This is a genomic window from Niabella aurantiaca DSM 17617 (assembly GCF_000374125.1).
GTDB lineage: Bacteria > Bacteroidota > Bacteroidia > Chitinophagales > Chitinophagaceae > Niabella > Niabella aurantiaca.
In genome coordinates this window covers 65,419-78,282 of the sequence record NZ_KB893646.1, presented here as the reverse complement: position 1 = coordinate 78,282, position 12,864 = coordinate 65,419, and the positions used below count along the sequence as shown (strand labels likewise).

At 49.3% G+C, this 12,864-nt stretch carries 14 protein-coding genes; 12 read left to right on the top strand and 2 right to left on the bottom strand.

All coding sequences use genetic code 11. The features are described 5' to 3' along the window. The first annotated feature begins 22 nt into the window (after nt 1–22). Both B160_RS0123235 and B160_RS0123230 read left to right on the top strand, forming a co-directional pair. Complete coding sequence (locus B160_RS0123235) at nt 23–1,606, top strand: RagB/SusD family nutrient uptake outer membrane protein (protein ID WP_018630353.1); 1,584 nt, start codon at nt 23–25, stop codon at nt 1,604–1,606. 17 nt (nt 1,607–1,623) lie between these two features. Continuing rightward, on the top strand, nt 1,624–2,427 hold the full coding sequence (locus B160_RS0123230; RefSeq protein WP_083927749.1) for a SusE domain-containing protein: 804 nt from the start codon (nt 1,624–1,626) through the stop codon (nt 2,425–2,427). Between the two features lie 191 nt (nt 2,428–2,618). On the opposite strand, the gene B160_RS0123220 is transcribed toward B160_RS0123230, so the two are convergent. Continuing rightward, the gene (locus tag B160_RS0123220; protein ID WP_018630349.1) at nt 2,619–3,449 is read right to left on the bottom strand and encodes a phytanoyl-CoA dioxygenase family protein; all 831 of its coding nucleotides are present in this window, start codon (nt 3,447–3,449) and stop codon (nt 2,619–2,621) included. A gap of 14 nt (nt 3,450–3,463) precedes the next feature. Here B160_RS0123220 and B160_RS0123215 point away from each other — a divergent pair, with 14 nt between their 5' ends. The 5 genes from B160_RS0123215 to B160_RS0123185 all read left to right on the top strand — a co-directional run bounded on the left by B160_RS0123215 (nt 3,464) and on the right by B160_RS0123185 (nt 7,577). Further along, nucleotides 3,464–4,426: an AraC family transcriptional regulator gene (locus tag B160_RS0123215; protein ID WP_040680358.1), complete on the top strand. Its 963-nt coding sequence runs from the start codon at nt 3,464–3,466 to the stop codon at nt 4,424–4,426. Between the two features lie 109 nt (nt 4,427–4,535). Then, on the top strand, nt 4,536–5,315 hold the full coding sequence (locus B160_RS0123210; protein ID WP_018630346.1) for a C1 family peptidase: 780 nt from the start codon (nt 4,536–4,538) through the stop codon (nt 5,313–5,315). Between the two features lie 145 nt (nt 5,316–5,460). Beyond that, nucleotides 5,461–6,576: a C1 family peptidase gene (locus B160_RS0123205; protein ID WP_018630345.1), complete on the top strand. Its 1,116-nt coding sequence runs from the start codon at nt 5,461–5,463 to the stop codon at nt 6,574–6,576. Between the two features lie 27 nt (nt 6,577–6,603). Further along, nucleotides 6,604–6,972 (top strand): hypothetical protein, encoded by a 369-nt coding sequence (locus B160_RS0123200; protein WP_018630344.1) that lies wholly within the window; start codon nt 6,604–6,606, stop codon nt 6,970–6,972. A 302-nt stretch (nt 6,973–7,274) separates the two neighbouring features. Beyond that, nucleotides 7,275–7,577: a protease inhibitor I42 family protein gene (locus B160_RS0123185; protein ID WP_018630341.1), complete on the top strand. Its 303-nt coding sequence runs from the start codon at nt 7,275–7,277 to the stop codon at nt 7,575–7,577. A 141-nt stretch (nt 7,578–7,718) separates the two neighbouring features. Here the strand turns inward: B160_RS0123185 and B160_RS32430 are convergent, their stop codons facing one another. Further along, nucleotides 7,719–7,844, bottom strand: a complete 126-nt coding sequence (locus B160_RS32430; protein WP_281163384.1) for a hypothetical protein — start codon at nt 7,842–7,844, stop codon at nt 7,719–7,721. A gap of 1,023 nt (nt 7,845–8,867) precedes the next feature. Between B160_RS32430 and B160_RS0123175 the strand changes: the two genes are divergently transcribed. The 5 genes from B160_RS0123175 to tsf all read left to right on the top strand — a co-directional run bounded on the left by B160_RS0123175 (nt 8,868) and on the right by tsf (nt 12,861). Beyond that, nucleotides 8,868–9,653 carry a DUF3575 domain-containing protein gene (locus B160_RS0123175; RefSeq protein ID WP_026309968.1) on the top strand — a complete coding sequence of 262 codons (786 nt, stop codon included), beginning with the start codon at nt 8,868–8,870 and terminating at the stop codon, nt 9,651–9,653. 288 nt (nt 9,654–9,941) lie between these two features. After that, nucleotides 9,942–10,385: a 50S ribosomal protein L13 gene (gene rplM / locus B160_RS0123165; RefSeq protein ID WP_026309967.1), complete on the top strand. Its 444-nt coding sequence runs from the start codon at nt 9,942–9,944 to the stop codon at nt 10,383–10,385. Nucleotides 10,386–10,457: 72 nt separating this feature from the next. Further along, the gene (rpsI, locus tag B160_RS0123160) at nt 10,458–10,847 is read left to right on the top strand and encodes a 30S ribosomal protein S9 (RefSeq protein ID WP_018630336.1); all 390 of its coding nucleotides are present in this window, start codon (nt 10,458–10,460) and stop codon (nt 10,845–10,847) included. A 135-nt stretch (nt 10,848–10,982) separates the two neighbouring features. Further along, complete coding sequence (gene rpsB, locus B160_RS0123155) at nt 10,983–11,792, top strand: 30S ribosomal protein S2 (protein WP_245562269.1); 810 nt, start codon at nt 10,983–10,985, stop codon at nt 11,790–11,792. Between the two features lie 232 nt (nt 11,793–12,024). Then, a complete protein-coding gene (tsf, locus tag B160_RS0123150) occupies nt 12,025–12,861 on the top strand; it encodes a translation elongation factor Ts (RefSeq protein ID WP_018630334.1) in 837 nt (278 codons plus the stop codon). Nucleotides 12,862–12,864: the final 3 nt, after the last annotated feature.

Genomic DNA, 12,864 nt, shown 5'->3' with positions numbered 1-12,864 from the left:
AACCAATAAATAAAGAACACAGATGAAAAAAATAATGATCATAATACTGAGCCTGTCTGTATGGACGCTGTCGTGCAGTAAAAAGCTGGACCGGCTCCCCAAGAATGATATTACAGCAGAACAGGTATACAGCACTCCGGCGGGCTATTTTCAGGCGGCTGCAAAGGTATATGGCGCTTATGCGCTCACCAGTAATATAGGACCGGCCAGCCCCCCCGGTGGTGGCGATATCAAGGGCATTGATGAAGGCTTCTCTGATTTTCTCCGGTTATTCTGGGGCGCCCAGGAACTGAGCACGGATGAAGCGGTGATTGCATGGGGCGATGCCGGCATCCAGGATTTTCATAATATGAACTGGTCCTCCAGCAATCCCTTTCTGACGGGCCTGTATTACCGGAGCCTTTACCAGATCACGCTTGCGAATGATTTTATCAAAAATGCTGCGGATGAGGTATTGAACGCGAAAGGGTTTGGAGCTGCGGATGTGGCCGACATCGTCAGCTTCAGGAATGAAGCCCGGTTCTTAAGAGCGTACCAGTATTGGGCGTTGCTGGATCTTTTTGGAAACCCGCCCTTTGTAACCGAAAAGGATGTGATCGGCTCCAATGCCTTACCAAAACAAATTGGAAAAGAGGCATTGTTTCAATATATAGAGTCGGAATTGAAAGCACTGGAAACCCTGTTGCCCGACGCGCGCGCAAATGATTATGGAAGGGCCGGTAAAGGCGCTGTATGGGCACTGCTGGCACGGCTGTACCTAAACGCCGAAGCCTATACCGGTACCGCCCGTTATAGTGATGCCGTGGCATATGCAAAGAAAGTGATCGATGCCGGCTACAGCCTTACCGGCAACTACCAGGACCTGATGCGGGCCAACAATCAAAAACATACGGATGAATTTATCCTTACCATCAATTACGACGGTACCCGCACCCAGAATTATGGGGGTACCACCTTCCTGACCCACGCTGCTGTGGGCGGCAATATGCCCGCAGCACAGTTTGGTATCGACGGTGGCTGGGGCGGCACCCGCACTACCCGGGCCCTGGTGGATCTTTTTCCCGACCCGAGCGGCAATACCGATAAGCGCGCCCAGTTCTGGACCTCCGGACAATCATTGGACATCGCCGATCAAACAAAATTTGAACAAGGGTATGCGATCACAAAATTCAGAAATATAGAAATAGGATCGGGCAAACCCGGCACCAGCCTCACCTTCCCGGATATCGACTTTCCCATTTTCCGGCTTGCGGAACAATACCTGATCTATACCGAAGCGGTATTGCGTGGCGGAACGGGGGGTGATGCCACCACAGCCCTGGGTTATATCAATGCGCTGCGAACAAGGGCCGGCGCCGGCGTCATCACCGCAGGGCAGCTGACCACGGATTTTATTTTGGATGAACGGGGGCGGGAGTTGTATTGGGAAGGGTTCCGGCGTACAGATCTGATCCGCTATAAACGGTTTACCGCCGGCAGCTACCTGTGGCCCTGGAAAGGCGGCACGGCAAATGGTAAAGCTGTGGAGGACTGGCGGAATGTGTACCCTATTCCTGTAGCAGATAAGAATGCCAATCCGAACCTGCAGCAAAACCCCAACTATTAATTTAAAAAATTGGCAATATGAGATTCTTATCAATATTTTTTATTCCTGCTTTGATAATGTGCGTGTTGCATTCCTGCAGGAAGGATGAAACAAAGGTGGTCATGAATGATCATAAACCCAGCTTAAGCAGTGACCTGCATGCGCCGATCGTGCTGCTCCAGGAAAATGCAGACAAGCCGGCGCTGACCATTACGTATGATGATGTGAACCTGGGGTTTGAAGATGCGCTGGCATACAAACTGCAGGTAGCACCCGCCGGAAGCGGCTTTGAGGCCGGCTCGCTGGTAGAAGTGGACCTCGACCGGGAGGCGCTTTCAAGATCTTTTACAGTCAAAGAGCTCAATACCATGCTGATCAAGATCGTACCGGAGAATGTGGCTTCAGAAATGGAGCTCCGCATTAAAACGAGCGAAGGCAATGTCATTTCCAACATCCTGGCCATCACCGCTACGCCTTATCTGGACGTGGCTGTTCCGCTTCCCACCTCGGGTAATTTATACATAACCGGAGGCGCAACGCCCCTGGGCTGGCAGGCAGGGAACGGGCAGGAACCGGAGCCTGCTTCCCAGAAGTTTACAAAGACCAGCGCTACTACTTATGAATTGACGGTGCAGTTGGCGGGAAATAATTCCTATCTCTTCATACCGGTTTACAGCAGTTGGGCTGCTAAATATGGCTTTACCGGAAAGAGCAATGAAAATAATGTGACGGGAGATACGTTTAAAGAAAATGGCGGCGATATTAAGTCCCCGGCTGAAGGAGGCCTCTATAAGATCATCGTTGATTTTAAAACAGGCAAATTCAGCTTAACGAAGCAGTAAGGGTTTCCGTTAAAGTGGACGGGGCTGATCAAAAAGCCGTGAACGAAGATCAGCCGGGATCCGGGAAAAACGAAAAGGTCTTGCCTGTACAATTGTTTAAGACCTGCCGTTTTACCGCTCTGCCGGGCTTTTAGTCAGCTCTATGTTTAAAGAAAAAGATCCGGAGCCCGGACAGGGCACTGCTGTTTGTACTAAAGCCCCGGCTCATACAGCACAGGGTTGAGGGGCGTATCAATAACCGCTCCGACCGTTGCGCCGGGGCACCAGGTGTCCCAGTCGTTTTGCTGGTTCTTATTTTCCGGGGCTTTCAGCCGCATATCGCGGTCCATATAAATGATGGTCATCACACGGCGCGCATCGGGCGTGGCATTGGCGCCGGCCCGGTGAAAGATCCATCCGGAATGGAAACTGATCTCTCCCAGGTCAAAGGCTTCGATAACGTGTTCAAAATCCGTTACCCGCAGCCGTTGTTGGATCAGTGTTTCGCTTTCATCGCCAATGGCAAGCTCTCTTCCTTCAATGATCTGGTGACTTCCCGCGCTGAATTCAAGCGGCCCCATCTCCAAAGGGGTTTCCTGCAGCGGGATCCAGGCTGTGATCGTTTTGTCGGTTTCCAGCGGCCAGTAATACTGGTCGGCATGCCAGGGTGTAATGCCGCCGCCGCCTTCCTTAAACAGCGCCTGGTCGTGGTATATACGTACCCCCTCCACCTGCATCAGATCGGCGGCAATTTTACCCAGGCGTTTGCTAAAGACCAGGGTGCGCACGTCGTCATTTAAACGCCACAGGTTGAACAATTGCAGAAAAGCTTTTCCATAGGTATCGCGCTCGTCAAGCGAAGTTTTGACAGTGTTCATTTTTGCCACCTGGTCAGCGATAACGGTGCGGAAGCAATCCAGGGCTTCAGCAGACAACACCTGTTTGAGCTTGATGAAGCGGTTGGCGTTGTAAAAATCGATCTGTTCCGTTGTCAGCGTATAAGGCTGTGCTAATTCGTTGGAGATTGTTGCAGGTATTGCCATCGTTGTTTTTTTGAATGATAAAATTAGCCGCTATTTACCAGCGGGTTCATCACTATATTGACAAAGCCTACACTATATTTTCCTTTTATGTAAATTTATACGATCTATGGAACAATATTGTATTGATGAAGCCTAGTTTTGAAAATATACAACAGGTACGGGAGGGCGACAGTTTTGTGGTATATCACTATACGGCTGCTTATTTCCCGTTTAAGTGGCATTACCACCCCGAGTATGAGCTGACCCTGATCCTGTCCGGATCCGGTAAACGGCTTGTAGGTGATAATTACGCCGGCTTTATTCCGGGCGACCTGGTGCTGCTGGGAAGCAATCTTCCGCATACCTGGGCCAGCGAACCGGAGCCCCAGCCGGCGGCTGCCGTGGTGATCCAGTTTTCGGCGGCGTTCATCACCCCCTTTTTGCAGTACCCCGAATGCCGGGGTATCGCCGCACTGCTGCGAAGGTCGGAGAAGGGGTTGTTTTTCAACAAACGTACAGCCGCTGCGGTTATTAAGAAGATCAAAACATTATTGGCCGCAACGGGAATGGCCCGGCTTTTAGGGTTGGTAGACATATTGCACCACCTGGGCAAAATAAGCGCGGAACCGGTCAGCAGGTTGGCGATGGCCCAGGCACCAACGGACCGGGCGGAAGAGCGGATCAATAAGATATTGCAGCATGTTTACCGGAACTATAAAAAGCCCTTCCGGGTTGACCAGCTGTGCCGGTTGATCCATCTCTCTCCCGGTGCATTTTGTAAGTTCTTTAAGAAAACCACCGGTAAGACCTTCTCTGATTATGTAAACGATGTGCGTGTGGCAAAGGCCTGCAACTTATTGCTGGAAACCGACCGCAACATTGCCCGGATCGCCTACGACGTAGGATTCGAAAGCATCACTTATTTTAACCGCGTTTTCTTAAAGAAAAAGGAAATAACACCGGGTGCATTCCGGCATCAGCTAAAGGCCCATTTGTGATCCGGTGGGTGCGCAAACCCTTGCTTAGCCTATTTCAGGTATTGTTACCGCCTGTTTTGCGCGGTAATATTGTATCGTCAAAAATGCACCAACACCAAAAGAAAATACAATGGCAAAGCCTTCTTCACGACCGCCCAAACGGACATTGGGATGGATACCGGATCTTCCGGACGCCCGCGATTTTATTTATGCGGCGCCCCTGAAAATAATGCGCAGGCTTCCTGCAAAATCCGATCTGCGAAAGACCTGCCCACCCATTTATGACCAGGGAAGTCTGGGAAGCTGTACCGCCAACGCCCTGGGCGCTGCTTTTGAATTCGGGAAAAAGAAACTGCGCAAGAAAACGTTCCGCCCATCCCGGTTATTTCTTTATTACAACGAGCGGGAAATGATGCATACGGTGCAGTCCGACAGCGGGGCCTATCTGCGGGATGGTATTAAGTCATTGAACAAGCAGGGGATCTGCCCCGAAAAGGACTGGCCTTATCGTGAAGCTGCATTTGCCCAAAAACCACCGGCGGCCTGTTATAAGACGGCTCTGAAAAACCAGGTGCTTTCCTACTGGCGGGTTCCGGTAAGCCTTACATCCATTAAAGGGTGCCTGGCGGAAGGTTATCCGTTCTCGTTTGGTTTTAGTGTTTATGAAAGTTTTCTTACCAAAAAGGTTGCTGATACCGGCGTGATGCCCCTGCCGGATATCTCAAAAGAATCGCTTATGGGCGGGCACGCGGTGCTGGCGGTTGGCTATAACGATGATAAACAAATGGTGCTGGTAAGAAACTCATGGGGCAAAACCTGGGGCATCAGCGGCTACTTCTGGATGCCCTATACATTTATTTCCAATACTGCATTTTGTCAGGACTTCTGGACGATCCGGAACGTGGAGTAGCGGATCTTTAAGGTCTGCAGCTGCAACACCGGTTCTATAGTACGGAACCGGAACGGGAGATCTGTATCTGCCGGCGCCCGCCGGAAGCAGGGATCATTTTATGCAATCATTCAAATCCATTTTTTTAATAAACAAAAAGAAACAAATGTCAAAGATCAACGTTGCGGCCATTCAGTCGTCCATCACTGAATCGGGCTTAACCTGGCAGGCTGCGAACAACGAATTTACCGCCATGACGGAGGCGGAGCGCAAGTATTTCCTGGGGTTTACCCCGGGCCCCAAAGAACGGTCACTGACCGCCCGGGAAGACGCTTCGGAGAAGGCCCTGCGATCCTTTCAGCTTTCTGCTGCCGGAAAGGGTATTAAAAAGAAAAAGGCATTCGGATATCCGACGCTTTTTGACTGGCGGAACCGGAGCGGACAGAATTTTGTAACGCCTGTTAAGAACCAAAGCTCCTGCGGCTCCTGTGTGGCGTTTGGTACGGTTGCCACGGCAGAAACCGCCTACCGGATCCAAAGGGGCAATGCCTCCCTGGCCATCGACTTTTCGGAAGCGCAATTATTTTATTGTTATGCGAAAAGCGAAGGTCGCAATTGCGCTAACGGCTGGTGGCCCGATAAGGCCCTGATCGCTTTCCGGGATAAAGGGCTGGTTGATGAAGCCTGTTTTCCTTATACACCGGGTGACCAGGCCTGCAATACCTGCAGCAATGCAGCCGACCGCCTGCTGAAGATCAGCGGGTTCACAAAGCTGACCACCACCACGGCGATGAAGGATTGGATCAGCACCCGCGGCGCTCTGGTAGCCTGCTTTACCGTATATACCGATTTTTTCAGCTACCGGTCCGGAGTGTACCGCAGGGCCAATAATCATGTGGAGGGCGGACATTGCGTATGTGTGGTCGGTTACGATGATGTGAACCAGTGCTGGATCTGTAAAAATAGCTGGGGCACCGGCTTCGGGGAGTCCGGCTTTTTCCGCATCGGCTATGGCCAGTGTGGTATCGACTCGGAAATGTATGGGGTGAACAGCATTGTGGAAACATTATGGACCGGTGCTCAAAAGATCATTGGCCTGTGGTCCAACGATGCGCCTAACAATGCCTGGGCCTATATTGCCAATTTCGGATGGCGCAAGATCTCGCCGGCCAGCGACAACATTCATCTGAACCTGCTGACGCAATGCATCTCCGCAAAGAACCGGGGTGCGGCAGTGAGCATTCACCTGACCAACGGCGTGATCGACCAGATCTATAATTAATGTTTAACCGGATTAAATAATCATACAATGAATGCAGTTAAAAAGGCATCTGCCAAAAAAACGACAAAGAAAAGCAGCACGGCGCCGGTAGCGCCGGTAGCCACCATTACAACCGCCCTGGCGGCAAAGCCGAACGAACCAACACTTCAGCCCCCGGGCGCCGACGGATTTGCCGTCTGGAACAATAGTGTGAAGATCGTGGGCACCTGGGGCATTGCGGAAAACAACAATGCATGGCTGAACATCAGCGGGATGGGGTTCCGGAGGATCAAAGAAAGCAATACCCAGGCATTGCTGGCCATTTTAATGATCGGGGCACATGCACGCGACAAAAACAGCGTTGTGAATGTACGCACTGAGGCCGATAACAAGGTGTATGAATTATACGCCTGGTAAGCGGCAATACCGGAACTAAAGAAAGAAGCTGTATCAACGGGACCAGGTTCTTTGAAATGACAGGAGGGATGTCCTGCTCAAACAGCGCGCGCAGATCTTTGCAGATCATCCTGCACGATCTGTTTGCTCCCGATACAGCTTCTTTTTATTGGGCGTAGTATTTTTCTGATTTGCAGTAACAGCGACCGGCACGGACAGCCGTGGCTTGTGGATCAAGCGCCATCTTATGAATAAAAGAGTATGCACCTTTTTTATTGAAGAGCTGCGGAACAAAAAAGTTTGTCTTAGTTTTACGAACAGCCATGAAAAAGAAAATTACAGTAAAGGTCAATGAAACGTTTCAGCTGCAGCTGGAGAGTATGGGTGGCGCAGGCTATAGCTGGGTGCTGGAGCAGAACAATGAGGACATAACCAGGGTAGTAATCAAGGGAGCCGGGCAGACACGCCCTAAAGGAGCTCCTGTAGGTGGCAGCCACAAAACGGATGTTGCGATCAAAGGATTGAAACCGGGAACCTCCCATATACGGCTGGTGCAGAAGCGCATCTGGGAAACTGAAGAGGCGCCGTTGAAAACCCTGGATTGCCGGGTGACCGTTACGGATTAGGGAGTCCCGAAATCTGAGGAAGCCTTAAAATGCCGGAATCATCCCGAAAAGTCGGAGTTGACGGGCCTCTTAAAGGTCAGGGCCACGTAGCTCATATCGTTAGTGGCCCCGGTGTTGGTCAATGTTAAGAAGCGGATACCGTCAGTTGGCAAGACGGATCATCACCGGCAGGTGTTTTTTTAGTATTTCATCACCACCAAAACCAATACTCCGGAATTTCACGTTGCCATCCCTGCCGATAATGATCTTGGTAGGTAGTCCCGTCACATCATACGCGCCGGCAACTTTACCGATGTATATATATACTGTATTCTTTGGTAATCTTCTTTTGTATGAAACCCTTTTCTGATCATTGCATCCGCTTCTTCCAACGCCAGTCTTTTGGCTCTTGAACTGTCGGTTTTGTTAAGCAGGCGCAGAAAAAAGGAAAATTTGGAGTACCGGCTATCCGGGTACCGTGCAAATTCTTTTTCAAGATAATGAAGAGCCCTGTCCTCATTCTTTTCCAGACCTAATCAGCGTGAGCCATAAAAACTAAAAAATGTGCAGCATTGATATTGGCTTGCCGTTTGACCTTTTCATTATCATAGAGGGGAATTAAGAATCCGTTGTTGGAATTGTTACCCCCAGTTCCCATCCAGGTTAAAGCTCAATACCAGCAGGTTGGCAGCCGTATCTGTTTTGACGGTTCCGGTATAAATATTCTTTGCTTTTCTAAGCGGCTGTTTAAAAACGATCCGGGAGCATCCGTATAACCATTAAAAGGTACCAGCTTTTTATCGTCTCTACTTGGGGCTTCGCTGTAGCCGTCATCTGTAAAAAGCGGGGTTCAACGATCATTTTAGCAAAAGAGGCGTGGCCTCGGAAGATCCGGCAAGAACGGGTTTCAACCCGTTTATACGTCCAAAAGAGCAACAGAGAGCCATGGGCTCGGGGCATAATGATCCGTGCCGACGGCACTTATGAAATTACGGCTTCGTTAAGGCCGTGCTAAAGCGCGGCTTTAACGATAGCGACGCGCCGGATGGCGCTTATAAGGGGGACCAAATATTATTTTTAAACAGCTTCTAAGCGGCACATGGTTAAGGCGTTCCCATCTTCCTTCGTATTTCTATCCGGTTCAGTTGTTCTGGTCTGTAATATGGAGTGTTGCCTCCGCTGCCGGATCTCACGTTTTCCAGGCACTGCTCAGGGTGGCAGAGATATGCTTTTCTGATCGCTTGTTTTTATCAGTACCGGGGGCTTTTGCCTATCGCCTGCAATGACAATCGGAATTTAGATTATCTTAGTATGCAAACTACGCTTATGAAGTTTTTGTCCATATTGCTGATCGCTTTGTGTGCCGGCCAGCGGGTTTTATCACAGCCCGCCGCATCCTCCGGCCCATTTCTGCAGCGGCCCGGGCGCTCTATTGTAAAGCTGAACCTGACATCGCCGGTACTGAAAAATTATTCGGTGCAATACGAACGGGTTCTGAACAAATTCCTCTCAGTGGCAATAGCCGGCAGGATCATGCCCGCGTCAACCCTGCCTTTCAGGAACCAAATAAAGAACCGGATCACTAAAGAAGAGATCCGGTTTGTAGATGAGGCCATCGATAAAATAAAGTTTACCAATTATGCTTTTACACCCGAAGTACGATTTTATTTAGGACGTAAGGGTTATGGACATGGTTTTTATATAGCCCCCTACTACCGGTTTGCGAAATACAAAATGCTGCGCAATACGATTGCCTATGATGAAAATGGAACGCACTACGCCGTCGACCTGTCGGGCGCTGTTACGGCGCATACCGGAGGGGTGCTGTTGGGAGCCCAATGGCATTTGGGAAGGAGCCTGGGCCTGGATCTGTGGATTGCCGGCCTCAACCTTGGAAGTGGAAAAGGAAGCTTGTCCGGCATCGCTGACCGGCCGCTTACCCCGGATGACCAGGCGGAGCTGAAGGATCAGCTAAAAAAAATAGACATTCCTTATGCAAGGGAAGCCATTGATGTAAACGAAAACGGGGGAAGAATGGAACTGACCGGCCCCTGGGCAGGCATCCGGACGGGTCTTTTGCTGACCTTTCGGTTTTAAAAGGGGCTTTCGATTGAAAAGGCAGGATGGTCTGTAAAGGCAAGCAGGACCGGAGGTGTACCACCGTTTTTGAAAAAAAACAGGCGCTCGCGCGTGGCAGGGTGGTCGGATAGCCCCATGAGTTAAAATTGCAGTCAAAATTTTTACTGAAAATCAACATCTTGTAAAGGAGCTGTAAAAAATAGCTCCTTTTTTCGTTGTTTTTTATGCAATACTCAGCTACCTTTGCAGTCCTTTAGAAAAAGGCCGGGGGTTAGCCCGGAATCACTTTAAAAATTTAAATAAACAATGAGCAAACAACATTTCACCACTAAACATGCGAACGAGGCTACCGTGCAGCGTAACTGGTACGTTGTAGATGGTACTAATCAAACCGTAGGACGTATGTGTTCCCGTATCGCTGCTATTTTGCGCGGTAAAAACAAAGCCATCTACACGCCGCACGTGGATACCGGCGATTACATCATCGTGATCAACTGTGAGAAAGTGAAACTTTCCGGTAATAAAATGGATCAGAAAGTATATGACACCTATAGCGGCTATCCCGGCGGACGTAAGGAAGAAGCAGCATCCGACCTGCAAAAACGCCGTCCGGAAGTGATCATAGAAAGAGCGGTAAAAGGCATGCTTCCCAAAAACCGTTTGGGACGGAAGATGTACAAAAAATTATTTGTATATGCCGGCGGTACGCACCCGCATATTGCACAACAACCGAAAGAACTGAAGTTCTAAAAAGGGAATATAAAATGCAGAATGCGAAAGACATGCTTCATTTTCAAATTTTCAAATTTTCAAATTAAATAAATGGAAAAGCAAAAAAATGCTGTAGGACGCCGTAAAGAAGCCGTTACCCGTGTTTTCTTATCCAAGGGTGCTGGCTCCATTACCGTTAACGATAAAGACTATAAAAACTATTTTTCCCTGGTGTACCTGCAAAACCAGGTAGAACGCCCGCTGAAAACCGTTGAAGCGGCTGATAAATTTGACGTAAAGATCACTGCTACCGGCGGTGGCGTAAAAGGTCAGGCGGAAGCCGCCATGCTGGGCATCGCCCGTGCGTTGGTAGACGTAAACGCTGAGTTCCGTCCTGCGTTAAAAGCAGCCGGCCTGCTGAGAAGGGATCCGCGTTCTGTTGAGCGTAAGAAATTTGGTCACAAAAAAGCCAGAAAGAGCTACCAGTTCAGCAAACGTTAATCCTGGTATTTTCAAATTATCACATTTTCAAATTTTCAAATTAGTCAGATGGAAAATAATAATACATCCTTACAACAGCAACTTTTGGAAGCAGGGGTACATTTCGGTCACTTGAAAAAGAAATGGAATCCTAAAATGTTACCCTACATTTTTGCTGAGAAAAAAGGCATTCACATCATCGACCTGAACAAAACCGTGGAGTGCCTGCAGGAAACTGCAGCAGCAATGAAACAGATTGCACGCAGCGGTAAAAAAATTCTTTTTGTAGGTACCAAGAAACAAGCGAAAGATATTGTGACCGAGTGCGCACAAAGAGTGGGAATGCCCTACGTAACCGAGCGTTGGCTGGGTGGTATGCTTACCAACTTCAACACGGTACGTAAATCGGTTAAGAAAATGCAGAGCATTGAAAAAATGCTGGGCGACGGTTCTTTCGACAGCATTACAAAGAAAGAACGCCTGACCTTAACCCGCGATAAGGAAAAAATGGAAAAAGTATTGGGCGGTATTGCCCAGCTGGGCCGTGTTCCTGCTGCGTTGTTCATTGTGGACATCGGTCATGAGCACATTGCGCTGGCTGAAGCAAAACGCCTGGGCATCGGTACGTTTGGTGTGGTAGATACAAACGGCGATCCGAATAAAGTAGACTTTGCAATTCCGGCAAATGATGACGCTACCAAATCCATTGCGATCGTTGTAAACTACATCACCGCTGCCATTGCAGAAGGATTGAGCGAAAGACAGGCTGCAAAAGACGAGGATGTTGAAGATAATTTTGCAGACGAAAAAGAAAAGCAAGCGGCGAAAATGCAGGCAGAAGCTGAAGCTGAAGCCGGCCGTGGTGGTCGCGGACGCAGTACCGGAACAGGTGCAGGGGCTGGCCAGGGTCAGCGCCGCAGAACAACTACCGGCGGCGGATCCAGAGGTGGAGCGCCCAGAAGATAATCTTCGTTTAAGCCCGCCCGGATGACCCGGTCGGACGGGGTTTAAGGTTCAATATTTGACGTTAAGGCTGCGGCCTTGAAAATCAGATATTGAGTCTTAAACCTTAATCTCTTTCAACTGGCTTCATAGCCAGGTAGCCGGTCTGATGAAAATTAGTTTTCACAAATAAGGCCGGTTTAAGATTTGAGGAGCTAAACATCAAACCTTAAATGTCAAACTTTAAACAAAAACAATGAGTACAGTAACTATAACCGCACAGGATATTAATAAGCTGCGCCAGGCAACCGGCGCCGGTATGATGGACTGCCGTAAGGCATTAACAGAAACAAACGGCGATTTTGAAGCCGCGATCGACTGGCTGCGCAAGCAGGGCCAGAAAGTGGCTGCCAAAAGAAGCGACCGTGAAGCAAAAGAAGGCGTGGTGGTTGCGCAGACAACTGCAGACAACAAGTCGGGGATCGTTGTATGTGTGAGCTGTGAAACAGACTTTGTTTCCAAGAACGAAGATTTTGTGGCTTTTGTAAAAAGCATCGCAGATGCTGCTGTTGCCAATGATATTAAAAGCATTGATGAACTGAATACTGCGGAGATCAATGGCGCGAAGATCGCGGACCTGGTAAGTGATAAACTGGCATCGATCGGCGAAAAGATCGGCATCACCAAATTTGAAAGAGTAGACGCTCCCTATGTTGCTTCCTATATCCACGGAGCTTACCGTATTGGAGTGCTGGTAGGACTGAATAAAGAAGCTGCCGAAGTCGGTAAAGATATCGCCATGCAGGTAGCGGCCCTGAGCCCGGTAGCGGTAGATGCTGCCAGTGTTCCTGCTGATGTGGTGGCACGCGAAAAAACAGTGATCCTCGACATCATGAAAGAAGATCCGAAGATGGCCGGTAAGCCGGAAGAAATGCTGGTTAAGATTGCCGAAGGTAAACTGGGTGCATTCTTCAAAGAGCAAACCTTAACCGCCCAGGCTTTTGTAAAGGATGCCGGTAAATCCGTTGCAGACTATCTGAAAGAGAACGGCGACGTAACCGTTACCGAATTCAAAAGGGTAGCGCTGGGATAAATA